This is a genomic window from Ensifer canadensis (assembly GCF_017488845.2).
Taxonomy (GTDB): Bacteria; Pseudomonadota; Alphaproteobacteria; order Rhizobiales; family Rhizobiaceae; genus Ensifer; species Ensifer canadensis.
Window position 1 is genome coordinate 2097234 of sequence record NZ_CP083370.1, and the last position, 26032, is coordinate 2123265.

The following is a 26032-nucleotide window of genomic DNA, read 5'->3' on the forward strand; positions in this document are numbered from 1 at the left end:
CAGCCAATGCCGAAACCACTTGTTAAATCCCCCGCGCTAACATGAAGGACCGTTGTGCCGGGGTTGTGCGTTGCTGAACAATGATCTTCATTCCTCGATGCGTGCCGGAGAGCAGGATCGCCGCGACGGCTTGAAGCCCGGCAATCGCTTCCTCGGCCGCGTCGTCGCGTGCAGCGGTTCGCGCGCAACCATTGCTGCCGTCGCGGAAAAGGGCGAAACCTCGCTGACGGAACTCTGGTCGGTCGGCCGGCTGATCTCGATCACGGTCGGAAGAAACCGTGTGGTTGCCCTCGTCTATTCCATGCAGACGGCCAGCAGCGAATGGGGCGAAGACACCGACAACACCTTCCGCATCGAGGTCGAGCTGATGGGAGAAGTCCATGTCGGCCCCGGAGGCCGTGAGGAGTTTTCCGCCGGCATCAGCGTGTATCCCTACCTTGGTGCGGTCGCCCATCGCATTCGCACCGCCGATCTCGCCCGCATCTACGATTCCGGCCAGGACGATTGCTGCATCATCGGCAAGCTGACCCAGGACGAAAGCCTCGACGCGACGATCCATGTGCCGTCGATGCTGGCCAAGCATTTCGCCATCGTCGGCACCACGGGTGTCGGCAAGTCGACCGCCGTGACGCTGCTGCTCAACAAGGCGATTGCCGCCGATCCGAAACTGCGCGTGCTGATCCTCGACCCGCACAACGAATTTGCCGCCGCCTTCCCGGAACTTGCTGTCGTCATCGACCCCGATACGCTTGACCTGCCGTTCTGGTTCTTCCGGCTGGAGGAGTTCGCCGAGGTCATTTTCCGTGGCCGTCCCGCCATCCCCGAAGAACTCGACATCCTGCGCGACGTCATTCCCGACGCCAAGAAAGCCTTCAAGGGCAGCGCCGAGTCCGGCCTCGTGCGCCGCCAGACGGAAAAGAGCTCGATTACCGCCGATACCCCCGTGCCCTATCGCATCGCCGACCTCTTGGCGCTGATCGACGAGCGCATTGGCCGGCTCGAAGGGCGAAACGACAAGCCGCATCTGCGTTCGCTCAAGGTCAGGATCGTCTCGGCGATCAACGACCCGCGCTACCACTTCATGTTCTCGTCGAACACGATCTCCGACACGATCCAGGACACGATCGCCAAGGTCTTCCGCATTCCCGGCGAGGGCCGGCCGATCGCCACCTTCCAACTCGCAGGCATCCCGTCGGAAGTCGTCAATTCCGTCGCCTCGGTGCTTTGCCGCATGGCGTTCGAAATCGGCCTTTGGAGCAGTGGCGGCATCCACATGCTGGTCGTGTGCGAAGAGGCACACCGCTATGTGCCCGCCGACCCGTCGCTCGGCTTCCTGCCGACGCGCCAGGCGATCGCCCGCATCGCCAAGGAAGGCCGAAAATACGGGGTCTCGCTCGGCATCATCACCCAGCGTCCGGGCGAACTCGACCCGACGATCCTGTCGCAGTGCTCGACGGTCTTTGCCATGCGGCTCGCCAACGACCGCGACCAGGAGATCATCCGCTCGGCCATTCCCAACTCGTCGATCTCGACCACCAGTTTCATCTCATCGATTGGCAACGGCGAAGCCATCGCCTTCGGCGAGGCGGTCGCCGTGCCCATGCGAATGCGCTTTACCCGCGTCAACGAGGAGCGGCTGCCCCGCGCCCACGGGATTATCGACCGGGTCGACGAGGACGCGCCGCCGACCGTCGACATCCGCTCGATCGTCAACCGCATGCGGGCGATCACCGGCCCGAACATCTCGAATTTCCAGCAGAGCTATCTGGCGGCCGCCACCACCGACGAGCAGGACGAGCGGCTCTGGGCCGCAGAACTGGGCCCCGAGACCCGCGACGAACCGGCGCCTGCCGGCTTCGACGACGATGACGTAGCGGAGATCGAGCCCTATCGCCCCGACATGCTGCCCCGCGCGCCCGAGCCCGGCAATCCGCAGCTCGAGCGTTTCAACCAGATCCGCCAGCAGCTTCTGACCGAGACACCGGAGCCGGCGGCCGGCTATCGCCCGCCGCCACCGACTGATGCCTATGCTGTCCGCCCCGCCACCGAACCGCGACGCGAAGGCTCGCTGCGCGACAGCCTGCTCAAGCGGCCGCTCGGCAGCATCATCCGCAAACCCTGAGACGCGCAGGTGCGCCTCGGCAGGCTTCGGCTCGCGCCGGCCCCTCAAGGCGTTTTCACCCTCCCCACCGGACATCAGCAGATCGGACAGACTTGTGCGCCCCCGCCGCGTGCGGCAAAAGTGCGCCCGCGTTCGCGCCAGCAAAGGCACGGGCGCGTCAAAGGAGCGGGAACCGCAGGGCCGACCTGGCCGTTCTCCAGTACGGGGCCAAGCCGACATCAAAACAGCGCCGCGGCGTGCGGCCAAAACATTCGACGCAGGAGGCAGACATGGTAGCAGCCGTCACCCCTTTCCTGATGTTCCAAGGCAGCAACAGGGCCGAGACCGCGATGGCGCTCTACGTCTCGCTGTTTCCCGATGCCGAGATCCTGTCGATCGAGCGCTATGGCCCTGGCGAACAGGGTGCCGAAGGCAGCGTCAAGGTGGCAGCCTTCCGCCTTGGCGGCCAGACGGTGAAATGCATCGACAGCCCGGTCAGCCACGCCTTCGATTTCACCCCGTCCTTCTCCTTTTTCATCGATTGCGACAGCGAGGAAGAACTCACTCGTCTTTCCACCGCTCTTGCTGAGGACGGCAAGATACTGATGCCACCGGAGGATTACGGCTTCAGCCGGCGTTTCACCTGGGTCAACGATCGCTTCGGCGTTTCCTGGCAGATCAACCTGCCCTGAACAGCTGGGTCCTTTGCCTGCGTGCGAGCTCACAAGAGCTTGGGCGGCAGCAGATACAGCGTCATGGCGAAGATCACATAGACCATGAGCATCAGCACGCCTACGAACCACGCGGCCCGGCCGCTGGTCGTGACGATGAAGGCCGTCATGGTGGAGAGCAGCACCATGGTGACCGCACCCGGCCAGAACTGCAGGTCCATCGGCGTCGGCCCGATGACGTAGCTCAAAAGCACGAGAACGGGAGCAACGAAAAGGGCAATCTGGGCAGCACTACCGAGCGCAATGCCGACGCTCAGGTCCAGCCGGTTTTTGCGAGCGCCGGAAAATGCCGACGCCATTTCGGCCGCCGCCCCCACCAGTGCCACGACGATAAACCCGACGAATGCCGGCGTCATTCCGAACGTCTCGGCCGCCTGCTGCACCGATTCCACGAAGACTTCGCTGACTAGGGCGACCATGACCGTCACGGCGGCCAACGTCGCAAGCGCAACACTCAACGGCCAGGGAGCATCGTCCGAGGTGGCAGCATGCTCGACGCTGCCGAAGAATTCGCGATGGCTTTTCAGGGAGAAGAACAAGCCCAACCCGTATGCGATGATCAGAACGATCGCCAGACCGAAGCTCAACTCCTGCATGAAGTCCGGTGCCGCTGCGAGACTATCGGCCTCGGCCATTGCCGACGGAACGATAAGGGCGATCGTTGCCAGGAAAAGCATGCTCGTCTGCAGGCGGGCGCCGACGCGATTGTAGTCCTGAACGTGGTATTTCAGGCCGCCGAGCAGGAATGAAGCGCCCAGCATGAAAAGCGTGTTGCAGACGATGGCGCCGGCCAATGAGGCCTTCACCAGCGTGTACTGACCAAGCCGCAAGGCGGCCAGCGCAATGATAAGCTCGGTCAGATTGCCGAGTGTTGCGTTGAGAAGGCTGCCGACCGTGTCGCCCGTCCTGGCGGCGACGGCTTCGGTGGCATGGCTCAACAAAGTTGCCAACGGAATGATCGCCAAGACCGAAAGCAGGAAAAGCAGCGTGTGCGCATCGGGTGCGGCACTATGCGCCACCAGCACCAACGGCCCCAGGACCAGGAGCCAGAGGAGCGGAGTGTGCCGAATTTCGTGCCAAAGCTGGCTCATGAGACCCCCAAATGCATCGAGGCTTCTCGACCGGAATGCGGCCGGCGACAGCAAACAAGGCTCAGTCTGGCGAATCTCGCCCGTTGCTATCATCGGCCGTAGTCCTCAGCGCCTGGACACTGACGGCTGCCACGAGGCCGGTGAGCACAATCCCCGTAAGACCGATAAGCAAGGCCAGCACGCGCGAAGACAAGTGGCTCGGCACCAGATCGCCGTAGCCGATGGTAAGACCGGTCACGAAGGTGAAATACAGCGTGTCCATCATCCGCCATTCCTCTATTCGCCCGATCAACAGGCCGCACCCGAGCATGATGCCAAGCATGCCGGACAGGATTGGCCAGACAACGCCAAGCTGGCGATAGAACTCGATGAAGAAGATCCGTCTTGTGCGCTTAGTACCCATCGGACCCTGCCCGAGAAACGAAAGCCGCCATCCCCATGATGGCCGCCTGAAAGACATTTCCAGATAATGCCGACGACCAGATTACCCCTGCAGTCCAGATTACAATTTAGGGTGATCTAATGTGGAGAAATGTCAACTCTGTAACGGTAACGAGGTAGGTCGGCTGCCATCGAGCGGATTTTGCGGTTCCCCGACATGGATCCGAAGCTGCGGGCGATGTTCCAGAAAGTGACCAAAGGCGCTCTGTCAGGCAAAGCGGGTGAAAAAGCCGTGGAAGAGTTCAAGATCAACGGCCAGTACGTCGATACGCCGACGATCAACGGTGCACCGGGTGTTGTCGGTATTCCGTTCTTCGATAGCTACGTCGAGAAGGCCGCCGTTGGCTTCCTCGACGACGCATCCAAATCCGACAAGCCATTCTTTATCAGCGTCAACTTCATGAAGGTGCACCAGCCGAACCTGCCTGCACCGGAGTTCGAGCATAAGTCGATGTCGAAATCGAAGTATGCCGACAGCATCGTGGAACTGGACACCCGCATTGGCCGCATCATGGACAAACTCCATGAAACCGGCTTGGACAGAAATACCCTCGTGTTCTACACCACCGATAACGGCGCCTGGCAGGACGTGTACCCCGACGCCGGTTACACGCCATTCCGCGGCACCAAAGGTACCGTTCGCGAAGGCGGCAATCGCGTTCCCGCCATCGCTGTCTGGCCGGGCAAGGTCAAGCCAAACAGCAAGAACCACGATATCGTCGGCGGGCTTGATCTGATGGCGACTTTCGCCTCCGTCGCCGGCGTCGCCCTGCCGGATAAGGACCGCGAGGGCCAGCCGACCATCTTCGACAGCTATGACATGTCGCCGATCCTGCTCGGTACGGGCAAGTCGGAACGCACGTCCTGGTTCTACTTCACCGAGAACGAACTTTCGCCCGGCGCTGCCCGCGTCGGCAATTACAAGGCGGTGTTCAATTTGCGCGGCGACGACGGTCAGTCGACGGGAGGACTGGCGGTCGATTCGAACCTTGGCTGGAAGGGCGCATCCAAATATGTCGCAACGGTCCCGCAGGTCTTCGATCTTTGGCAGGACCCGCAGGAGCGCTACGACATCTTCATGAACAACTACACGGAGCGCACCTGGACGATGGTCACCATCGGCGACGCGATCAAACAGCTGATGGAAACCTATGTAAAGTATCCGCCGCGCAAGCTGCAGAGCGCGAGCTACTCCGGTCCGATCGAGATCTCGAAATACCAACAATTCCAGTGGCTACGCGATGAGTTGTCAAAGGACGGTTTTAGTATCCCGATGCCAACAGGCAACTGATCACCTATCCCGAAGGTGGTCGCCCGCATAGCCGCGCCGTCGACCGCGGCGCGTCTTGACCACGACACTTCCGCACCAAACGACAAAGCCGCCGAGAATGGCGGCTTTGTCCTGCAAGTCTGAATTTTACACATCGTTATCCGGTGGTGCGATCGCCCGCCGGAACTCAAATAGCCTCGGCAGCATTCTCGATGCGCTGCCAGCTGTCGTCGAGCTGGTTGCGAAACCAGGTCATCTGCCGCTTGGCATATTGCCGGGTTGCGGCGGCGCCGGTCTCGATCACCTCGGCCTCATCGATCTCGCCGCGCAGGAGCGCGGCAATCTGGCTGACGCCGATCGCCTTCATCACGGGCATGGCCGGATCGAGGTTCATCGCCAAGAGCGCACGCACCTCGTCGATCGCCCCACCGGAGAGCATCATACCGAAGCGGCGGTTGATGCGATCGTGCAGCACCTTGCGATCCGGCAGCACGACAAGCTTTCGCGCCCGTTGCGGATCGATGATCTCAGGGCCGCTCTTCTGCTGGTAGAGGCGGATCGACTGGCCGGTCGCCTCCACCACTTCGAGCGCGCGCACGATACGCTGGCCGTCGCCGGGCTTCAGCGTCTCTGCCGTCTGCGGGTCGCGCGCGGCAAGCTCGGCATGCAGCCCATCCGGCCCCTCTTGCATCAGCCGCTCGCGCAGCCGCTCGCGAATGGCGGCCGGAATTTCGGGCATGTCGGCAAGCCCGCCGGTCAACGCCTTGAAGTAGAGCCCGGTGCCGCCGACGAAGACCGGCAACCGGCCGGTCTTGCGCAGCGTGGCGACGAGCGCTTGCGCCTCGCGCAGCCACGCCCCGGTCGAATAGGCCTGACCGGCAGGCATATGGCCGTAGAGACGGTGTTCGACGCCACCCATATCGGCCTCGTCAGGGCGCGCGGTCAGCACCCGCAAAGTGTCATAGACCTGCATGCTGTCGGCGTTGATGACCACGCCGTCATGCCGGCGCGCCAATTCGACCGCAAGCGCGGACTTGCCGCTGGCGGTCGGCCCGGTTATCAGGATCGCGTCCGTATCGGTTTCAAGGTTGTTGTCCATGGCTCTCGTTGCCACGCTTATCGCCAATCCGTCAAATCCTGTTCTGACGCCAGCGCTCGCGGAAGCCGCCGCTGACGCCGTTAGGGCATCCGGTCTCTACTGGCTCGCCGACGGCGTCGCCTGCGACCTGGCGCTCACCGACGGCACGGACCCCTTTGCCGCCGAGGCGGCGCTGCGCGGCGCGCTGAACGGAACGCCTGTCGATGTCGCCGTCCAGGACGCCGACACCAGGCGCAAGAAGCTTCTGATCGCCGACATGGACTCCACCATGATCGGCCAGGAATGCATCGACGAACTTGCCGCCGAAGTCGGCCTCAAGGACAAGGTTGCCGCCATCACCGCCCGCGCCATGAACGGCGAGATCGCCTTCGAGCCGGCGCTGATCGAGCGCGTCGCGCTGCTGAAGGGCCTGCCTTCGAGCGTCGTAGGCGATGTCATCGCCAGGCGCATCACGCTGACGCCGGGCGGCCCTGAGCTGATCGCCACGATGAAGGCGAAGGGCTACTACACCGCCCTCATCTCCGGCGGCTTCACCGTGTTTACCGGCCCGGTCGCCGACATGCTCGGCTTCCAGGAAAACCGCGCCAATACGCTGATCGAGAAGGACGGCACGCTGACCGGCGAGGTCGCCGAACCGATCCTCGGCAAACAGGCCAAGGTCGATGCGCTCATCGACATTGCCGGCCGCCTCGGCATTTCGACCGACGAGGCGCTTGCCGTCGGCGACGGCGCCAACGATCTCGGCATGCTGCAGCTCGCCGGCACCGGCGTTGCGCTGCACGCCAAGCCCGTGGTCGCCGAACAGGCGAAGGTCCGCATCGACCATGGCGACCTCACGGCCCTTCTCTATCTGCAGGGCTATCGAAAGACCGATTTCGTCAGATGATCGTTTCCGAGACCGAACGCCTGCGCATCCGCGCCTGGAAGGAGGCCGACCGCGATCTCTTCTTCGAGATCAACAATGATGCCGAGGTGATGGCGTTCTTCCCCCATCGCCGCAACCGGGAGGAAACCGACGCGCTGTTCGACCGCGTCGGCCAGGGCATCGCCGAAACGGGGCTCGGCTTCTTCGCTGTCGCGCTGAAAAAAGACGACCGGCCGATCGGCTTCTGCGGCCTCGCCTATACCGACCTCGAGCCCCACCTGCCGAAAGGCACCGTCGAGATCGGCTGGCGGCTCGCCGCCCCCTTCTGGGGCAAGGGCTATATCACCGAGGCAGCGTCCGACCTCCTGCGCTACGGCTTCGACGAAAAAGGCCTTCGCGAAATCGTCTCCTTCGCCGTCCCCGACAACACACGCTCGACGGCGGTGATGGCGCGCCTTGGAATGCACCGCGACCCCGCACGCGACTTCAACCACCCGCGCATCCCCGCCGACAAACCGCAGCTCGTTCGCCACGTGCTCTACGCAATCACCCGGGCGGAATGGCAGGCACAGCGGGCGAAGGACGTGGCGTGAAAGCGCCGCGGCGCCGGTAAACGGCGGCTTGCGGGTTCATCCGTCAGCCGCTTGCAGTTCATGACGCTGCGCTTGCCCCTCACTGTCCTGCCGGACATCTCTCCCCGCCAGCGGGGAGAGATGCGCAAGCCGAACCCTCTTCGCCAATCCGCAACGTTTGCGCGTTGTCAGTCCGGTCACATCCGAGCCTGCTCCCCGCAGGCGGCGAGAAGGTGCCAGCAGGCGGATGAGGGGCGACCCACCCGGAACATCTCGCAACGCCATCCGAGACGTCACCCCCCGCGCCCTGCCCCCGGATAACTCCGTTCGACCCAAGTGACGAACGCCTGCGCCGCCTCTGACAAAGCGTCGAACCGCCGCGCCACGAGAAAGAAGGCGCCATAGGGCACCGAGACATCGAACGGCTGCAGCAGGCGCCCGGCCGCAAGCTCGTCGCGCACATGGTCGCGATCGACCAACCCGACGCCGTTGCCGCGCAACGCCGCCTGCAGCACCATGGCGCCATCGGTAAAGATCGCGCCCCGCTCGATGCGAACCGGTCCCGCCCCGGCAGCAGTGAACCATTGCTGCCATGCTTCGCGATTGTCCTCGTGCAGGAGCGCATGCTGCATGAGATCGACAGGCATCAACAAGGGCCTGCCGGACCGGGCAAGCTCCGGCGCGATCACCGGGATCATCTCCACCTGCGCAAGCCGTCGCGCCTCGACGAGTGCGTTGAAATGAGGAACCAGAAAGGAGGATCCGGCCATGTACGCCATCCTCGAGACCCTGATCGACGCGCTGCGCCTGATGACCTTTCAGCCCCTGCGGCACGACATACACCGCACCCGACCGGAACGGACCGCCAGCCACGGCGTGCCCTGCGCCAAAGACTGAGGGGGGGGCCGCCGCACCGCTTTCCCCAACGGCGCTGCAGGCGGTACCTCCAAGACAGCGGCCACCGCCCGTCACCACAGTGCCGGACGTAAGACAGGACCTACCAAACATGCAGCAATTCAAAGTGCGACAGCGACCTTTGCGCGTCCAATAAGACGCGCGACGCTGTAGATCGCCCGAAGCGCCACCGCATAATACTGAGCTTCGACCGCTGCCGGTTCAAGGAAGACACCGCCTTGAATCGAAATCTCAGGGATCGGAATCAAGCCGGGAGAGAACGGCGCGATCATCCTGAAAGGATTCAGGAAAAGGCCATCGCGCCACGCCGTCCTATTCCATGCGCACGGTGACGAAGCGCAATTCGCCGGTCTTGTTGGAAAGCATCAGCAGCGCATTGCGCCGGCCGTCGGACTTCAGCTCTTCAACGCGCTCGGAGACGTCGTCAGGCGTATCCATCGCTTCCTGGCCGACCTCGACGATAACGTCACCCGGCTCCACCCGCCGCTCGGCGGCGGCAGAGCCTGCCTGGACCTCGGCGATCACCACGCCTTCGACATCGTCGGCAATGCCGAACTTCTTGCGGCTTTCGGCATTGAGCGTGGTCAGCTTCATGCCGAGCACCGTGTCGGTGGCGGGCAGCTCGGCTGCCGGCGGCTGATCCGTCTTCTTGTCCTCGCCGCCTTCTTCATTGGTGGTTACCGCGGCATTGGCGATGCCCTCGCCATCCTCGAGCCGTCCGAGCGTGACCTTGACCGTCTGCTCCTTGCCGTCGCGGATGATCACCACGTCGACGGCCTTGCCGACGGCACTTTCGGCGACCGCCCGCGGCAGGTCGCGCATCTCGGAGACGTCCTTGCCATCGAACTTGATGATGACGTCGCCGGCCTTGATCTCGCCCTTGGCGATCGGCCCGCCCTCGATAATGCCCGAGACCAGAGCGCCGCGCGGCGAGGCCATCTTCAGGCTTTCAGCGATATCGTCCGTCACCGGCTGGATGCGCACGCCAAGCCAGCCGCGCCGCGTCTCGCCGAAATCCTTCAGCTGCAGCACGACATTGGCGGCAAGCTCGGTCGGAACCGAGAAGCCGATACCGATCGAGCCGCCCGTCGGCGAAATGATCGCCGTGTTGATGCCGATCACCTCGCCCTGCATGTTGAACAGCGGGCCGCCCGAGTTGCCGCGGTTGATGGCGGCGTCCGTTTGGATGAAATTGTCGTAGGGGCCGGCATTGATGTTCCGGCCGCGCGCCGAGATGATGCCGACGGAGACAGAGCCGCCAAAGCCGAACGGGTTGCCGATCGCCATGACCCAATCGCCGATCCGCATCTTGCGGGAATCGCCGAAGGGTACTGCCTTCAGCGGCGTCTTCGGCTCGACCTTGAGCACCGCGAGGTCGGTCTTGGTATCCTTGCCGACGAGCTTGGCCTTCAGCTTGCTGCCATTGGCGAAGATCACTTCGATATCGTCGGCACCCTCGATCACGTGATTGTTGGTGACGATGACGCCGGCGGGATCGATGACGAAGCCGGAGCCGAGCGAATTGACGGTGCGCTGGCGGTTGCCGCCCTTGTCGCCCTGCCCCTTGAAGAACTCGTCGAAGAAGTCCTGATAGGGCGAGCCCTCCGGCACCTGCGGCGTCGGCGCATCGTCGTCGTTCTTGACGCGCTGGGACGTCGAAATGTTCACGACCGCATCAAGCAGGCCGGCCGCAAGGTCGGCGACGGATGCGGGGCCATTGCTCGGCGGGCGAACGGCGGCCGTCTGCGCCATGGCCGCATTGGACAGAAGCAGCGTGGCGGCCAGCGCCAGAGCGCCGAAGGATTTCGATCGAGTGGACAATTCGCGGAGCTCCTCACATTGTCTCGGCGGTGCGGCGCCCTTGAAGGTAGCCGCGTCATGCGATGCTCTGCAGCCCCATGCGCCCGACAAAGAGCAAGGGTCGCTGCAGCGACTTTGATTTGCCGCATAATTTATCCCACGATCGATCCCGATCGGAAGACTTATGCAGCCGGTGACAGCGACGCGATCCGGGGATCACGTTGCACCCGATCTTCCAGTGAAGATACGGCGGAATTCAGAAGCGTCCAGACACGATTTTCTGATCCGCTCGAAAGTGCGGATACGGAGCCTACAGCGCCGCGCGTCAAATATGACGCGCTAAGGACGCTGTAGCACTTCAGGCTCACTGCATAATTTCTCCTTAAATCGAATCCGATTTAAGGAATTATGCAGTAGATCAGATGGTGATCTCGTGCCCGTGCTCTTTCAGCGCCTGCACCGCTTTGTCGAGATCGGAGCCCGGCACGAAGATATAGTCGGTGCTGAAGGTCGAATTGGCAAAGACGCCGATGCCCGCGGCCGACAGCGGCCTGAGCACGGAAGAAAGCACGCCGGGCACGTCGACGCTGAAATGCTGTTCGATACGGAAGCAGCGCCAGCCGAGCGAACTCTGGGTGCTGGAAGGGACGCGCGCGGCGCGACAGACGAGGGTCATTTCCTCTCGCGAGCTGGACACGGTCCAGAAACCCGGCCCCGGCAGCCATTCCGGCATCTGGGAACCGACATTGAGACGGGTGATCGCATATTCGGCATCGACCAGCCGGATCAGCAGTTTATGTGGCATTCGCATTATCCTCGAAGCAACCAGACAAGTCCGACACCGGCGGCAACGGAAAATACCCCGGCCAGTCGAAGCTGATGCTCCGGGACATACGGCAAACGCTTCGCCAATTCCACTAAAACCAAAGGGGCCAGTGCGTACACCAGCCCCTCGATGATCAGGAAAAAAGCAATCCCGGTCAGAAAGTCGGACATTGTCCGCTTAGTTCCCGGTCGCCGGTTGCGTCTCTGTCGCAGCCGGTGCTTTGCCTTCCGAGTCATTGAAATAACGGAAGAACTCCGAATGCGGCGACAGCACGAGCGTCGTGTCCGAGCTACCGATGGACTCCGTATAGGCGGTCATCGAACGGTAGAATTCGAAGAACTTCGGATCGCGCGCAAATGCGTCGGCAAAGGTCTTCGTCCGTTCGGCTTCGCCTTCACCGCGCAGGATTTCCGATTCGCGCTGGGCGTCGGCGACGATCTCGACGACCTGACGGTCGGCGATGGCGCGGCGACGCTGGCCGGCTTCGTTACCGCGGGCACGGATCAGTTCGGCTTCCGCCAGACGCTCGGCCTTCATGCGGTCGAAGGTCTGCTGCGAGACTTCCTGCGTAAGGTCTGTGCGACGGATGCGAACGTCCTCGATGTTGAGGCCGAGCGATTCGGCATCGGTTTTGAGGTCGGCGCGAACTTCGCGCATCATCGATGCACGCTCGTCGGACAGCGCTGCCTCGAAGCCACGCAGACCGTAGACGCGACGCAGCGATGCGTCGAGACGGGTGCGCAGACGTGCCTCGGCAGAATCGCGGTCGCCCGAAACGGTTTCGCGGAAGCGACGGGGATCGGCGATCTTGTAGATGACGAAGGCGTCGACTTCATAGAACTTGCCGCCCGAAACCTGGACGCGGATGTTGTCGAGATCGAAGCGCAGGGCCTGGTCTTCGACATACTGCACGCGATCGGCATCCATGAAGGCGAAGGGCAGCTTGAAGTAGAGGCCCGGCTGGGTCTTGACGTCCTGGATCTGACCGAAGCGAACGACGATCGCCTGCTGGCGTTCGTTGACCACGAAGATCGACGAATAGAGACCGACCAGGACGACGGCGAGCAGGATCAGGATGATTGAAGTACGATTGTTGATCACTGTGCGCCTCCCGACTGTGCCGGCCGACCGATTTCATTCAGCGGCAGATAGGGCACGACGCCCTGCCCGTTCTTCTCGTCGATGATGACCTTCTTCGACTTGCCGAGAACGCCTTGCATCGTTTCGAGATAGAGACGCTTGCGGGTTACATCAGGCGCCTTTGAATATTCGTCATAAACAGAGATGAAGCGCTGGGCCTCACCTTGCGCTTCCTTGACGACGCGGCCCTTGTAGGCGGCTGCCTCTTCGCGGATCTGCGCGCCCTGACCGCGGGCCTTGCCGAGGATCTGGTTGGCGTACTGGTTGGCTTCTTCGACGAAGCGGTCTTCGTCCTGCTCGGCACGCTGCACTTCGTCGAACGCATCGGCGACTTCGCGCGGCGGGGCCGCATCCTCGATCGCCACGGTGTTGACGGAAACGCCGGCGCCGTAGCTGTCCATCGTTGCCTGGATCGTGCTCTTCACGTCGGCGGCGATCGCCTGACGGTTATCGCGGAAAATGTCCTGGGCCGGACGACGGCCGACCACTTCGCGCATCGCGCTTTCGGCGACCTGCTGCAGCGTGTCAGCCGGATTTTCGACGTTGAAGAGGTAGGCCTTCGGATCCGTGACCGAGAACAGCACCGAGAACTGAACGTTGACGATGTTCTGGTCGCCGGTGAGCATCAGGCCGGCATTGGACTGACCGCTGTTGCGGCCGCCGATGTTCTGCTGCTGCTCGGTGATCTTGACGAACTCGACGGTTTCGAGCGGCCAGAAGTGATAGTGCAGGCCCGGCATCGAGATCTCGTCCTTCGGCTTGCCGAAGCGCATTTCGACGCCGCGTTCATCCGGCTGGACGGTGTAGATCGAGTTGATCAGGATGAAGCCGACGATCAGCAGGCCGACGATGGCGAAGATGCCGCCGTTGAAACCGCCGGGAACGACGTTCTTCAGCTGATCCTGGCCACGGCGAATGATCTCTTCGAGATCCGGCGGTCCGCCCTTGCCGCCGCCACGCGGCCGGTTCGGCCCCTGGCCCCATGGCCCCTGATTGCCTCCGCCGCCGCCGCCGCCCCAAGGGCCGCCGCCGCCATTCTGATTGCTCCAGGGCATCAAAACCTCTCTTTTGAATACTGCTCACGCTGAACTGCCGCGCGAATGCACGGACGTCCACGATGTGAACCCGTTATAGGTATGACATGCACCGCTTTCAACGCGATACGCCAGAGTTCACCGTAAATGGTTCAAAATAGTTGACGAATGGCCCATTACGCGCGGCGCGCCAAACATGACGCGCCAAGGACAGCGCTTCAAACTCGCTGCATAACTTTCTCCTTAGATCGATGCCGATTTTAGGAGGCATGCATTAGCGCGTGGCCCGGCGCCGCCACGTCACGAAATGCATGGCATGGCTGTCTTTCTCGCCCTGCGGCAGGTCCTCTTCGAACACCTTGTCGAAAACGTCAGGGTCGATATCCGGAAAGCGAGTATCGCCTTCGACTTCCGCCTGAACCTCTGTGATGTGCAGGATATCGGCGACGCCGATCGATTGCCGGTAGATCTCGCCGCCGCCAATAACGCAGATCTCGTCTGCCCCTGATGCCGACGCTTCGCGCCGCGCTGCGCCCAGCGCCTCCTCCAGCGAATGCGCGACGGTCGCGCCCTCAGCAGTAAAATCTGCGCTGCGGCTGATGACGATGTTCGCTCGGCCGGGCAGCGGACGTCCGATCGAGGCCCAGGTCTTGCGCCCCATGATCACGGGCTTGCCGATCGTCAGCGCCTTGAAGCGCTTGAGATCGGTGGAAAGCCGCCACGGCAGATCGCCGTCGCGGCCGATGACGCCGTTGGCGGCAACCGCGACGACGATGGAGATTTTCGGCTCGTTGGTGCTGGTATCAGTCATGGAACCCATTCGGTTTGCTGTCGATTTCACTTGCCCTGACATAGGCTGCCCGGTCCGTGACCACCCGGATATAGCGGTCGACGACCTCACTCTCGGGCAGGATCTTGCGCATCCATTGCAGTGCGCTGGCCAAAAGCAGGTCGGCGGCGCTCATCGTCGCGCCGAGCAGATAGGTCTGTCGGTTGAGCACGTCGATCACATGGGCGCACATTTCGCTGTAGAGCCGCGCCTGCGCCGGATTGTTGATCGTCGCGCCGGTGATGTGGGCCAGCGCCGTCGGCTCGATCACGCCGGCATAATAGGCAAGCCAGGAGAGATAGGCGCCGCGCTCGGGATGGCCGGGCGCCCGGCCGAGACTGCATTCGGGGTGAAGGTCGGTGAGATATTGTACCACGGCCGCCGATTCCCAGATCAGCGCACCCTTGTGCAAGAGCGCCGGCACCTGCTTGTGCGGATGCGGATTGTTGTCGTCGGGTGCGCCGGTGCCATCCCAGCGGCGGATCGAGACATAGCGGATCTCGTATTCCGCGCCGATCTCCTCGAGCAGCCAGACGATACGCGACGAGCGCGACAAGGGTGCGTGGACGAGCGTCAGCATCGAAACCTCCCGACAGCGCCTCGCCGAACATGATGCGCAAAGGCCGCTGTAACATCTGAACTCCGTAAGAAACGGCAAACCCTCCCGGTCTGCCGCCGTTACGCGAATGCCCGTATCGACCGCCTGCCCGCACCCCCGAGGCGACGACGCCTCAGACGGCGATCGGCGCCTTGATGGTTGAATCAGCTTCGTAGCCGACCAGGGTAAAGTCTTCAAAACGGAACGAAAACAGATCCTTGACGTCTGGCTTGATCTGCATGGTCGGCAGCGTCTTCGGCGTGCGGGCAAGCTGCAGCCGTGCCTGGTCGAAATGGTTGTGGTAGATATGCGCGTCGCCGAAGGTATGGACGAAATCGCCCGGCTTCAGCCCGGTCACCTGCGCCACCATCATCGTCAGAAGCGCGTAGGAGGCGATGTTGAACGGTTTTCCGACATCAACACTTTTGGCATTCATTTGGTACCGACCTACGACTCAGTTTATGTTTAATTCAAAGTAAGGTCCTGACCCACGAATGGTAGCCCAATAGTGATTTAACCCTTCTTTCATCTCCCCTCTTTTGCACCCCGCCAGGGGTGATGGCAACCGAAGGTTGCTTCAAAAAGAAAAAAGACAAACCTAAGATTGCATATATGAAACGCAAAAAAGGCGGCCTCTTGGCCACCTGACTCATCAACTTAACCCTTCGCGATCGTCGGCTCCCCAACCCATTACCGCAAGACTGTTATCGCACGTTCCGATCCGACCTGCAACGCTAAAGAGAGAAAACCAGTGACAACATCAGCCCTCGACGAGAACTGAAACGTTCCATGTGAAGGGCTGCTTAACCGGCACGTCGGTTCCGAATGCTATCCAAAACCCTTTCGAGAATACCGGCGGCAGCTTCATAATTACCTTCAGCCAACAGTCTCTCGGCGTCCGACAGGACTTTATAAGCCTTGAACCGGCCTGCCATTTGTTTCTGAATTTCACCTAGCGCTTTCTCGCGAGCCTCGACGGATCGCGGCTCGATCTTGCCCTCTGCAGTGGTGCGGCGGACGAGAATCTCGTTCAAGTACGGTTGAAGTGAAATTCGGTGTCCCTGGCCCATGAGTTGGACCGCCATGGTAAGGATAGTCTCTTGCCAGTTGGTCGTCGGGTCGACATCCATTCCCCGTTCAGCCAGCAGGTCAAGCTGATACTCTATCACCTCCGTGATGTATCGTGCACGCAAGCGATGAATGTTGGCCTTTTTGATACGAGCCTTTCTGAAGAAAAATCCACAAATCCGCGTGATACTATCGGTGGTAAGCGCCTTGCCGGTCTTCTCGGAAATGAAGAGCGGAAGGTTGTTTTGGCCTTCCAGACCAAGGTCCCGGATGACTTGCTTTCGCTGCTCGTCATTGTAGAGGTAATCAACAATCATCAGGACAAGATCGAGCGGAATCCGTAGATTGCTTTTCCCTCTGTTCTTCCGGACTACCTTGACTTCAAGGTATGGCGGCATTCCCTCGTCGAATAGGCCCATCACGGTATCGGGGGTGGGAAAGTCGCTCTGATACAGCTGGACCATTTCGCTGACCCGAGCGCCACTCATAAAAGGGCAGCTCACAATAAGCTTGTCTCTGCCGATGTTCCTGGAGTGCAGATCGATCTGACGCAGAAGCTCTTCGATTTCGTCGCCTGTCGGAGTATGTCTTGTACCGTACGTGCTGTGACCACCGCGGATCAGCAACGGTGACACCCATTTCATGTAAGTTTTTCCATGACGCCCGGTTACTTGCACCTGCTCGCTGGTGACCGGAAACGGGTAGTCGGCCATGTCCTCTGGATAGTCGTGCTTCGAGGCGACCTGCACCTGATTTTTCAAGCGGCCTTTCGACTCCGCCCATTTAAGGAAGTCGTGGAGTGCTATAATGTATCCGTCACTTTGCCGGGGTGACACTCCCGCGTTGGCAAATTCGCTCTGCAGCTCGAGTAGAAACCCATCGTTGATCTCATGGTATTCAAGCGAGCGTTTGCGTTGAGCTCGTCGAACTACGCGCAAGTCCTTTATCGTCTCTTCAACGCTCTGGGGGGTTTGCTTTCGCTCAACAACTAAGTACCGCGCGTAGTCGCCTACCCAATCGTCGAAGCCCTCGTCGTCCCAGATTAGGGTTGGCACGATCAGCTGACGGGTTTTAACGAGCACGGGCACGCGCCAAATCGATGCGTCCGCTACTCGCGAAGAAAAGACAACAACGTTGTCGGCTGCATTTGACTCGAGACCAGCGAGCTTGCCGAAATCTGCTGGCGCGGGGTTATCCCTTTCCCAGTCGCCCAACATGCGCCGTAGCGCTGTACTACTGGTCAGCGTTGCCGTTGCGCACCCGATCCGCGAAGCAAACCACTCACGCGAGTAACGGCCGGCCCTGTTCGGCACATCCGCAGGATTTAAGCCTACGAGCAGGTTCTCGAGCCCTTCCACAAACAGTTTCATTTGGGCTGCCGTAGATCGAGCCATGGATCAACGTACCAATGTAAGCGCCCCACCCTGGGTCGCAACGATGCGTTTGAGTTCCGCATTTTCCGCTTCCAGAGATTTGATCGTGCTGGTTAGTTGCTTGATAGTATACCGTTCACGTTTCAAGGCAGCCTCGGCTGCGTCAACAAGGTCTCGGGCCACGTGGACCTTCCCGTTTGCCAATTCCACCTGCTTTTTGAGACCTTTCAACCGCTCCTCCGTCGCGAGGTCTCTGACCTCTCGGGAAACGTACTGGCGCTTTCGCTTCGGCTTTTCAGGTTCGACCTTCGCTTCCCCAGGTCCTTTAACCGCGGCAGAATACAGGTCGTCTAAGAGCCTAGCGATCTCTGTAGATTCCTCGCTATATTTCTCGCTTTTGGTGTTGAGGTCTCGTTTGCTTCCAACTCCACGAATTCCAAACTCTGGGCAGGACCAACCTACCGCATCAGAGAGGGTTCTCGGAACCGTAACCCCTTTGGGCACACCCTTTTCGACCCATTTTTCAAACAGAACCTTCATGGCTTCAAGTTGCTGCTTCACTGCCATGAAACGCCTCCCTTGATGACGGTTCGCTCTCTGCGGCAGCTTTGAGCTTGTCACGATACTGCGAAAGCACCACCACATTCGCCCTCTGCAACTCTCCGAATATAGTGTTGGCCTCACCCTGGGCGTTCGCGGTGTGGGATAGGAATTCCAGTTCCTGATCAATGAAAGAGAGGTTGTCGCTATCGAAAATGGCGAAAGGGCATCCCGGGCAAACGTGCGGCCCCGCAGCTGCGAAGTTTGGCCCGATGTCCGTATCGCTCCCGTTCAGCTTTTGGCAAGCCGCCCTTGCACAACCGCTTCGGGTCCTCGGGCAAGCGCACGTGACCCAAAGTTTGGGAGAAAGGACAAGCTGGTTTCTACCCATGGTGCCGGCAAGCATTTTTGCCATCGATTCAGTGACAATCCGTATCTCGCCGAATTTTCTGCGGAGCCGTGCGGCCAGCTTTTTAAGCTGTTCAGCTAGAGGGCCGACATATGTTGTCTCGCCTGACGCCACGCTACGTGCAATGCCGATCTGAAAATTCCAAGCCTCCTCGGCCCAAACGCGCGCATTGTCCGGATCGAGGGTCACATAATCATTTGTGACCTCCAAATCGAAATGACGAAGATGATGCGCCAGCGTTTCGATTTTGCCTTTGTAACGGTAATGGAACAATACCGCGAAGAAGCGCCGAAATTGCCGCGTCACCCAATGCCAGTTACGCGGCACTTTTTTCGTGTCCACGTATTGGGTCGCTCCTACGGAACCCGCAAACTCGTTGATGTTGGCGTGTATTCTCGGCGAAACGTACGTCCCAACCGTTGGATTGTAGTAGGAGATCAACTTCTGCTTTTCGTCGAATATCTCTGAGGTAAATGATTGGAGCGTCCTTACCGCAAGTTCAACGATTTTAGGGACGGGAATCCAGGTGTAATCTCGCTGGGTTTTCGCGATGTAGACCTTCATCCACCAACCATAATCATCGGTGCCTGCCAAACAGTCTCGGGGCGTCCTCATCGTTTCAGATGTTCGCCTCGCGGTGAACGAGCAGATCAAGATATAGCAAGCGCAGAAAACGCGCTGAATAGATGGCAGCAACGCATCGAACTTGAGGGGTGGGAGGTCCTTCCCCATGCCAACAGATTTCAACACCTCCTGGTAGCTTGAGGCCACGCGTTCCGCGTCGGTGGCGACTACCCGAGCGCTCTCTTCCATCAGTTTTAGCGCAAGTTCGGGCGGCGGGATGGGCGTTCGTTTGCTTTCGCGACCAAGACTTAGTGCCCTTTTGCCCGCTCCCTCTAAATACGGTCGAAAGCTTATTGTCGGTGCTTCAATAAAATGCCTTAGCAAATGTACCGCTTCGAACGTCATCGCTACGGTGGAAACGTTCTGTTCCGTAACTGGAACAAGCGGGGCCTTTGCGACAGGCGCCAGAAGTTTATTGTTTAGCCTGGCGCTGGCGGCCGCGAACGCCTGGTTTACCTCCTTCTTCGACCAGCTCTCAGGAAGGCCAAGTTCTCTGCGAAAAGCCTTTTTGTTGAACCCGCCATTCAGCATCAGATGTTCGGGTACGTCTGCCCATTCCTGAAATCCATCAAGATTGGCCTTTACTACCTTTGAGACATTCGAGAGTTGGTCGCGGCCGAAAGAGGCCTGTTCGGTCATTTCGTCGATGTCTTCGCGAGTGAGCATCGCGAACGACGATATGTTCCGAGACGTCATCGCGTAGCATATCGACTTGACTGTATTTGCATACTGCATATGCCGCTGAGTAGAATCCAGTCTGGTGTAGATTCCTTCTCTGATCCAGAAAACAAACTCTTTCGCGGTGGCGTAGAGTTCGACATGCTCGATCAGTGACCGGCCGTCGGCCATTTTGACATCGAAATGCACAACTTGGCTGTCGACCTCACCCGCGCCTGACTTTATCTTCCACGAATGAGCTCCGTACGGACCGTCCAGCCAGCTGCGTTCTCTGGACGCAGGATTAACTCCGGAAAATTTGACGGACGGCTTCTGGTTTAGCCTCACTGGCATCAGAACAACCTCATCAACTGAAAATTTGGGTTCGACATCACGCTTGTCGCCATTGCTGTTGCTGCTCTCCACACACTGGAGAAGTTTTGTCGCATCTTGAGTTCGACAGCATCGACGAAACAAAGCCAGGGCAACCAGACCTCTCCCCATCGTTCCGGCCTGTCGCGCATCCACTCGCCCTCGACCGCACGTAAGGATGCCTGCCATATCTGAAGGATCGCCATGTCCTTCTCCCTCGCAACGATGAAGAGCTGGGGACAATCATTCCAGCAATCGAGTGATTTGCAGGGTGTTCCCTCGCTTCCAGGGCGTCCTTGCCGATCACGACAAAGCACACCGAGCCCTGTTGCCATGACGCCTTCGATTCGCGCTTCGAAATCCTCGACAGAAACCCCGAGAGCCTCGTGGATTTCCTCGACGTTTCGGACTACGACAGTTTCCATGGAGTGCATGAAGTGACGGATCGTTACATCATGGAGAAAGCGCGTGGGGTATTTACCGGTGTAACCCTGATTGACGATCCGAGAGTGCTGACCGATAGCGCGGGAAAGACTTGTCCGCCCGTCTTGCGTCAGGGCTGCCCTGAGCAAAATCGATGGGCGCAACATGTTTGGAGTGAGACCCAAGCCTTGCAAATCCGGCGAGCGTTCAGCCATCTCCTTAAAACGTCGCCTATGAATGTGATCGCTAAGCTCTCCAAGACCGTTCCTGTTAAGGCAGATGAAAAATGTCTTCGCCCACTTACCTTTGCTTGGTCTCACGACGCGTGTGGCACTGTCCAGCCATCGCATCGACCGGACAGCTGCACTGCTGTCGGACAGAGTCGTGTGAATTGGCTTGCCTTTTGCCCGCGCCTTGAAACCGGTGATTCTTGTGGAATTCGGCTCCTCTGACGTTTCCAGGCAGTCATCGTCAAGCGTGCGGCCGACGCCGATGTTACTTCCTGAAGCCAAGAGATAGAGGGTGAGGCACGCGGATACGGCATCGGATGAAGGAAGCAAATAAGACTGAACCAATTTGGTTCCGCCGTAGCCGTCGGCACGCTGCGTTAGAAACGACACCCCGCCTCGATCTTTTCTACCAACCGGCAAGCGACGGCCGAAGTCGTTAGTAACAATTCTCAGAAGATTGCCGAGGCCTTCGTCTCGTCTATCGTCTTCGATCGGAAACGTTTCCTCGAGAAAAGCCTGATACTCCGTGCCCTTCAATTCCAGTTTCGCCCGCCAATCGACTAAAACGCTCTTGGTCTTTTCGAGGAGCTCCTGGCCCGTCTCCAAAAGCGCACGAGCCTTGTCGATGATTTTCATAGCTTCCGTTTTCAGGGCTTCCAACCGGCGCTCGATCACGGTTAGGATGACATACGCCGGATTCTCGCTTGCCTTGTATTCTCTCCTTTCAAGCTCAACCCGAAGTGCTGCGCTGAAGTCGCCTTCCTCAGATGCTGTGAGTTCGACATTGCGAATTGCTGCGGCTTTCGAAAGCATTGATGTTGCGAACCGGAGGTAGTCATCAACATGCGGATTTTGACTGTGTGACGGTCGTCCCGCCGAGACTTCCGCCACCGAACGAAGGTGCCCATGGTTGTCGACCCTCAACCTTCGGAGCTTGACCATGAGTGGGGGAAAAACCCCATCGGTACCCAGTCTACGCATCAGCGAGTTGGTCGTTCCCAGCACTTTGTTCGCAGTTGTGGTCGTGCGGTAACGGAGTCGGATTAAATCGCGGTATTCCAGTCCGATGCGAGACCACTCCGCTTCCAAGTACCGTAGAGGTACGCGATTTTGAATGGCTTCACGCAGCGCCCTGGCAGCGTCGGAACTCGAAGAGCTGATATGCGCAAGCACGTCTCGAATGGCGTAGAACGCCGGTGTAGCCATCTTCCGATTTCGATAGAACTTTTGGAAGCTTTTTCGAAGGTCCACAAGAAAAGGATAGTTCCAGCCCTGGCTTAGCAGAGCATTGAATTTGTACTGCTTCCCCTCGATGACAAGAATTAGAGGATCGTACTCGATCCGACCCCGCAATTCCTGTTCGGCTGCCAAGATGACGGCAATGTACGGCATGGACGTTGTTGTTTTCGCGCTCCAACCGAGGTCACGCCCAAGTTGAATGCGATTTATCGTAAAACCGTCCTTGCCAACCGGTGGGTCATTCGAAAGCTTCTGTGAAAGGAGGCTAAGGCGCTGCACAATCTCCGCTGGTTGATATCCCAGTTGTGTAACTAGAGCATCAGCTTCATCCCAAAATTTGCGCAGAGTGGGATATCGATCATACGACCAAGTCTTTGGATAACCCAGATCGGAGAATAACTGCTGGCGATTTACCTGTCCGTCTCTAAGCTCTAGCGTCCCTTCCGCAATGTGGTTGTGTAGCCATTCGCGCATCGACGGGACGCGTGCCTCGAAGACATCCTCCCACGTACCAATGCAACGATTGTAATCTGCGAGAATCTCCTTGTAGAATGTCAATGCTGACCGGCTGAAGCCCAGCTCCTCGGCGATCGGCGTCTGATTGAATCGTCCTTTACGGCTTCGAGCCACGTCCTCCTCGAAAATCGACTTGTTCAACAAATTCGCCAAACGGAATGCCGTGGAACCTGGCGGATAACGCTGATGGTGTTCCAAAGACGGGAACTGCTCAAGCACGAAGCGTGCGGCGTCATCCAAAACGTTTTTACGGTTGGGTGTTGATCCGAACCTGCCCCGCTCCGGAGCAGCGAAATACGGCAGTAGAGACTCATAGTCTCCGATCACATCAAGATACCGTCGGACGGTAAAAATGCTCACACCCAGCCGGTCGCTGAGATATTTGCGGTTGATCATACCCGCGTCCCGGGGAGCGCGAGGCACTTCGTTTGCTTCGAATGCGCAATTGAGCTCCTGAACGATCGCGAAGCGCGTCGAGGAAGGTTTGTAGTTTTGGTGCTTGGCAAGCAGCGGGAACCGATCAATCAGGTCCCACTGAAAGGAGGCTGTATCGCTTGATGCCTGTGGCGCAGACGGACCAACTTCAGCTGTGCCGGCCGGGAAGAATTGCTGAGCTATCGCGTCATCCATGTCGGATACCGCTCTTCATCAGCTTCGCATAATTATCCTCCACAAGTGATGCCAGCCAATCTTCTGGGGCGATGATTCCAGCGCGTTGACTGCAAGCGCCGACGACATCCTCATAGAACACTAAAATGCTATTCGAGATGCCGGCCCGCCGCCCCTTCGGTAGGCACCCAGCCGCAAGGTCCGCAAGCAACATCGCCTCCAATGTCAAGCTCCGAGAAACCTCAACGGCCATTTGTGACGCGACTTTCACGATATCGGTCATCACGACCTCCGGTCGGGCGAAAACATCGGAATACAAAGTGGCTAAATGCAGCGAGCCGTTCGGATAACGGTGTTTGCGAGATCGGATAATTCGAGGGGGGCCAAGAACCGTCCACGAGTACGTGGACCAGCCCCGCTCGACGGCCTCTTTTAAGGTACTTCCGGTGCGTGTCATTTCGCCCACCTCAGCCATTTTTCTGATTGTATATTCCCGAAACTGACGAAAACGAGAGCGGCTATGTAACTTTTACTTCGCAATAAAGGCTGGGATAAAAAAGTTAAATGAGTATTAAAGAGAAACATAAATTGAGCTAACGGAAGCATAGCGCGAATTACTGATATCAGAAAATCAGGAATTAACTCGACGCTTCGTTTCTTCACTGAGGAAACGCGGCTTTGGTACCGTGATTGTGAGGTCTATATTTATGTCATGCGAAATTTACTGCGCTAGTTATCTTTATTGTTATAAATTGAAGACCCTCTTTGGCACTGTATTGAAAGACTTCAGCTGCAAACAATTGATTCAAAATGCCTGCCGGTGCATCCCGCCGATAATTGGAGGTGTCTAGCACTCCTATTCATCGCTTGGATGAAGTGCGCGTCGGCACTCACTCGTTGCCCGCCGTCGGAATCGGCTGTCAACTTGTCGGGCCGGTATGAACGCGGCGCGATTGAAAGAGGACTTTCCTTCTTCTAGGATGCACCGAACTACGCCCGCGTGTTGACCTGCGTCTCCGTCTCGAAAGACTTGTAGATGCCGTCGTCGTTGGTGGCGCGCGGCAACACGATGTCTAAATTGATGCAATTCTAAACTCTGTCGGGCACCTTCGCCCCGCCGACCAACAGGCCCTGATCCGGCCGATGATTCCTGCGAACAGGTCATCGAAGACCCGCCCTCGATCTACCTGGGGAACGACAGGAGGTCGCTCGTCGGCAGCCGAAGCGAAAGAGAAGTCAGGATCGCCGAATTCTACGAGGACGGGGAGCCGGTTTGCGCTTCAACGCAGATGATCATCGACGCTTCGCCAGACATCCCCCGGGCACGAAATCTGGGTCGGTCAGCTACAAGCCGTTCGCGACATTGGCATTTCAGTCCCACGGCCTTTCTGGCTCTCGACCAACCGAGACCTTCTGGCCCTCTGGATCGAAGTGATTATCCATGACCGCGAGAATTAAACCGCTAGGAACCAAACTGCCACGTTTCAGGTCCTGCTCCCAACTCCAGTGTGAGGCAAGTAGACTTTGCTGCGGTTAAGAATATCGGTATGTTCACCGCTGGTGATTTGGTTTGAATCAAGGGGACGACATGGAAATCTACTCGAAAAAGATCGAATCCCACGTGCTACATTTCGCGCAGCCTTCGAATGGACGTGCACTGGAAGGCTGGGGAATAGATGGTATCTCAGAAATGCTGGAGGAGATTGCAGAAGGCCCGTATGGATACGATTTCCTAAACATCGACATAGTCGTCGCCTTCTACAAACACATCGAGCCTTACATGCTGTCGGGGGACGAGGTGTGGACTGACCTGGAAGAGAACGACCTGAAAAACATCCGGTTCGTAACCGGCGGCGCTCTTCAGTCATATCCCAACCTCTTTCTCTACCACGAAAGTTGAACCGGTTCCGGCTGCCGTGAAGGCCCGGTGGCAACGACGATCGCGATGACCGACCTTTCCGCGACGACAAGGGCACGATCCTCTTCGCCAAAGATGTGCGCGACTGCCCCTTCAGATAGACATCCTGATTTTTTGATCTGATCGATCACGCTCCTCGTTTTCGTCCCCTTTCAGGCTGCTCGAGCTATGATCGAGGTGAAATCCGATCTGAGGCAGGCGGCCAGCTGAGTTCTCGCCCTGGAAGGAGCCACAACAGCGATCCAAGGATGGTCCGCCGGGCGACGACACGATCGATGTGATATGCGTCTTGGAGAACGTAGCTCTGATGACGAGCTTGTGCTGCACGGCATGCAACGGATGATCGGAGCCGGCCTGATCTATATAGACCGTCCCGCTATGTCGGCTGAGGACCGACTGCCGTCTGGCTCAAAAAGAACCCAGCGCGAGCATTGAGCTCGACCTGCTTTTCGTGCCGGTCTCAGGCGCGCTTGATCGCGTCGCAGTCTTCTCGCCGCCCGTCGTCGACCAATCGAGCAGCATAATGCATCTCGATACTGCGCGCATGCTTCCCTCAAGGCTCGAGATTGCGGCAGCCTGACAAACACCTTTGCGTGCCGGAAAGTGCTGCGCAGCCGCCGACCAACTAGCCCTCGAGTCTAAGAATTCACGGGCTGTTCGAGAGTAAGCCCTTGGTTATGTACGGCGGGTCCGCGCAAACCTCCTCGTTATCTCCCAATTAAAAGACTCCGTCTATCGCAGC

23 protein-coding genes and 2 pseudogenes are annotated in these 26032 nt (G+C 59.1%); 7 read left to right on the top strand and 18 right to left on the bottom strand.

Annotated features, from left to right (window positions below; all coding sequences use genetic code 11):
- Window positions 1-97: 97 nt before the first annotated feature.
- Window positions 98-2122, top strand: a complete 2025-nt coding sequence (locus tag J3R84_RS10315; protein ID WP_162174744.1) for an ATP-binding protein — start codon at window positions 98-100, stop codon at window positions 2120-2122.
- 269 nt (window positions 2123-2391) lie between these two features.
- Window positions 2392-2793 (top strand): VOC family protein, encoded by a 402-nt coding sequence (locus J3R84_RS10320; RefSeq protein WP_025427660.1) that lies wholly within the window; start codon window positions 2392-2394, stop codon window positions 2791-2793.
- A 29-nt stretch (window positions 2794-2822) separates the two neighbouring features.
- Here the strand turns inward: J3R84_RS10320 and cax are convergent, their stop codons facing one another.
- Together cax and J3R84_RS10330 are read right to left on the bottom strand one after the other, a co-directional pair.
- Window positions 2823-3923: a calcium/proton exchanger gene (gene cax, locus J3R84_RS10325; RefSeq protein ID WP_057211147.1), complete on the bottom strand. Its 1101-nt coding sequence runs from the start codon at window positions 3921-3923 to the stop codon at window positions 2823-2825.
- Window positions 3924-3984: 61 nt separating this feature from the next.
- A complete protein-coding gene (locus J3R84_RS10330; RefSeq protein WP_025427662.1) occupies window positions 3985-4326 on the bottom strand; it encodes a potassium channel family protein in 342 nt (113 codons plus the stop codon).
- A gap of 186 nt (window positions 4327-4512) precedes the next feature.
- Between J3R84_RS10330 and J3R84_RS10335 the strand changes: the two are divergent.
- Window positions 4513-5655, top strand: a pseudogene (locus tag J3R84_RS10335) (sulfatase-like hydrolase/transferase); the annotation flags it as partial.
- Window positions 5656-5821: 166 nt separating this feature from the next.
- Here J3R84_RS10335 and miaA read toward each other — a convergent pair.
- A complete protein-coding gene (gene miaA / locus J3R84_RS10340; protein WP_203528171.1) occupies window positions 5822-6733 on the bottom strand; it encodes a tRNA (adenosine(37)-N6)-dimethylallyltransferase MiaA in 912 nt (303 codons plus the stop codon).
- On the opposite strand from miaA, the gene serB reads away from it, so the two are divergent.
- Both serB and J3R84_RS10350 read left to right on the top strand, forming a co-directional pair.
- Window positions 6732-7619 (top strand): phosphoserine phosphatase SerB, encoded by an 888-nt coding sequence (gene serB / locus J3R84_RS10345; RefSeq protein WP_025427665.1) that lies wholly within the window; start codon window positions 6732-6734, stop codon window positions 7617-7619. The two genes, miaA and serB, sit on opposite strands and share 2 nt — an antisense overlap.
- The gene (locus tag J3R84_RS10350; protein WP_025427666.1) at window positions 7616-8191 is read left to right on the top strand and encodes a GNAT family N-acetyltransferase; all 576 of its coding nucleotides are present in this window, start codon (window positions 7616-7618) and stop codon (window positions 8189-8191) included. Before serB ends, J3R84_RS10350 begins: the two co-directional genes overlap by 4 nt.
- A 272-nt stretch (window positions 8192-8463) precedes the next feature.
- On the opposite strand, the gene J3R84_RS10355 is transcribed toward J3R84_RS10350, so the two are convergent.
- Entirely contained in the window at window positions 8464-8940 is a 477-nt protein-coding gene (locus J3R84_RS10355) for a LysR substrate-binding domain-containing protein (RefSeq protein ID WP_203528173.1), read from the bottom strand.
- On the opposite strand from J3R84_RS10355, the gene J3R84_RS38480 reads away from it, so the two are divergent.
- Window positions 8939-9067: a hypothetical protein gene (locus J3R84_RS38480; protein ID WP_255569857.1), complete on the top strand. Its 129-nt coding sequence runs from the start codon at window positions 8939-8941 to the stop codon at window positions 9065-9067. The genes J3R84_RS10355 and J3R84_RS38480 overlap by 2 nt on opposite strands.
- 119 nt (window positions 9068-9186) lie before the next feature.
- On the opposite strand, the gene J3R84_RS10360 is transcribed toward J3R84_RS38480, so the two are convergent.
- The 14 genes and pseudogenes from J3R84_RS10360 to J3R84_RS10425 form a co-directional block, all read right to left on the bottom strand.
- Entirely contained in the window at window positions 9187-9357 is a 171-nt protein-coding gene (locus J3R84_RS10360; RefSeq protein ID WP_156408090.1) for a hypothetical protein, read from the bottom strand.
- Between the two features lie 40 nt (window positions 9358-9397).
- Complete coding sequence (locus tag J3R84_RS10365; protein WP_371412250.1) at window positions 9398-10837, bottom strand: DegQ family serine endoprotease; 1440 nt, start codon at window positions 10835-10837, stop codon at window positions 9398-9400.
- Between the two features lie 466 nt (window positions 10838-11303).
- A complete protein-coding gene (locus tag J3R84_RS10370; RefSeq protein WP_025427669.1) occupies window positions 11304-11690 on the bottom strand; it encodes an ACT domain-containing protein in 387 nt (128 codons plus the stop codon).
- Window positions 11691-11695: 5 nt separating this feature from the next.
- Window positions 11696-11881, bottom strand: a complete 186-nt coding sequence (locus J3R84_RS10375) for a DUF2065 domain-containing protein (RefSeq protein WP_025427670.1) — start codon at window positions 11879-11881, stop codon at window positions 11696-11698.
- 7 nt (window positions 11882-11888) lie between these two features.
- A complete protein-coding gene (hflC, locus tag J3R84_RS10380; RefSeq protein ID WP_025427671.1) occupies window positions 11889-12812 on the bottom strand; it encodes a protease modulator HflC in 924 nt (307 codons plus the stop codon).
- Window positions 12809-13906 (bottom strand): FtsH protease activity modulator HflK, encoded by a 1098-nt coding sequence (gene hflK / locus J3R84_RS10385; protein WP_025427672.1) that lies wholly within the window; start codon window positions 13904-13906, stop codon window positions 12809-12811. Before hflK ends, hflC begins: the two co-directional genes overlap by 4 nt.
- Before the next feature lie 253 nt (window positions 13907-14159).
- Window positions 14160-14696 carry a dihydrofolate reductase gene (locus J3R84_RS10390; RefSeq protein ID WP_025427673.1) on the bottom strand — a complete coding sequence of 179 codons (537 nt, stop codon included), beginning with the start codon at window positions 14694-14696 and terminating at the stop codon, window positions 14160-14162.
- The gene (locus tag J3R84_RS10395; RefSeq protein ID WP_025427674.1) at window positions 14689-15294 is read right to left on the bottom strand and encodes a glutathione S-transferase; all 606 of its coding nucleotides are present in this window, start codon (window positions 15292-15294) and stop codon (window positions 14689-14691) included. Before J3R84_RS10395 ends, J3R84_RS10390 begins: the two co-directional genes overlap by 8 nt.
- Before the next feature lie 151 nt (window positions 15295-15445).
- A pseudogene (gene thyA, locus J3R84_RS10400) lies at window positions 15446-15724 on the bottom strand (thymidylate synthase); the annotation flags it as partial.
- A gap of 391 nt (window positions 15725-16115) precedes the next feature.
- Window positions 16116-17750, bottom strand: coding sequence for a site-specific integrase (locus J3R84_RS10405; protein WP_203528177.1), 1635 nt, complete (start codon window positions 17748-17750; stop codon window positions 16116-16118).
- A gap of 27 nt (window positions 17751-17777) precedes the next feature.
- Complete coding sequence (locus J3R84_RS10410) at window positions 17778-18320, bottom strand: hypothetical protein (RefSeq protein WP_203528179.1); 543 nt, start codon at window positions 18318-18320, stop codon at window positions 17778-17780.
- The gene (locus J3R84_RS10415; RefSeq protein ID WP_203528181.1) at window positions 18298-20337 is read right to left on the bottom strand and encodes a hypothetical protein; all 2040 of its coding nucleotides are present in this window, start codon (window positions 20335-20337) and stop codon (window positions 18298-18300) included. Before J3R84_RS10415 ends, J3R84_RS10410 begins: the two co-directional genes overlap by 23 nt.
- Complete coding sequence (locus J3R84_RS10420; protein WP_203528184.1) at window positions 20337-23393, bottom strand: hypothetical protein; 3057 nt, start codon at window positions 23391-23393, stop codon at window positions 20337-20339. The genes J3R84_RS10415 and J3R84_RS10420 overlap by 1 nt, the downstream gene beginning before the upstream one ends.
- Window positions 23386-23655, bottom strand: a complete 270-nt coding sequence (locus J3R84_RS10425) for a hypothetical protein (protein ID WP_203528186.1) — start codon at window positions 23653-23655, stop codon at window positions 23386-23388. Before J3R84_RS10425 ends, J3R84_RS10420 begins: the two co-directional genes overlap by 8 nt.
- A 1305-nt stretch (window positions 23656-24960) precedes the next feature.
- Here J3R84_RS10425 and J3R84_RS10430 point away from each other — a divergent pair.
- Window positions 24961-25272 (top strand): hypothetical protein, encoded by a 312-nt coding sequence (locus J3R84_RS10430; protein ID WP_203528188.1) that lies wholly within the window; start codon window positions 24961-24963, stop codon window positions 25270-25272.
- Window positions 25273-26032 lie beyond the last annotated feature (760 nt).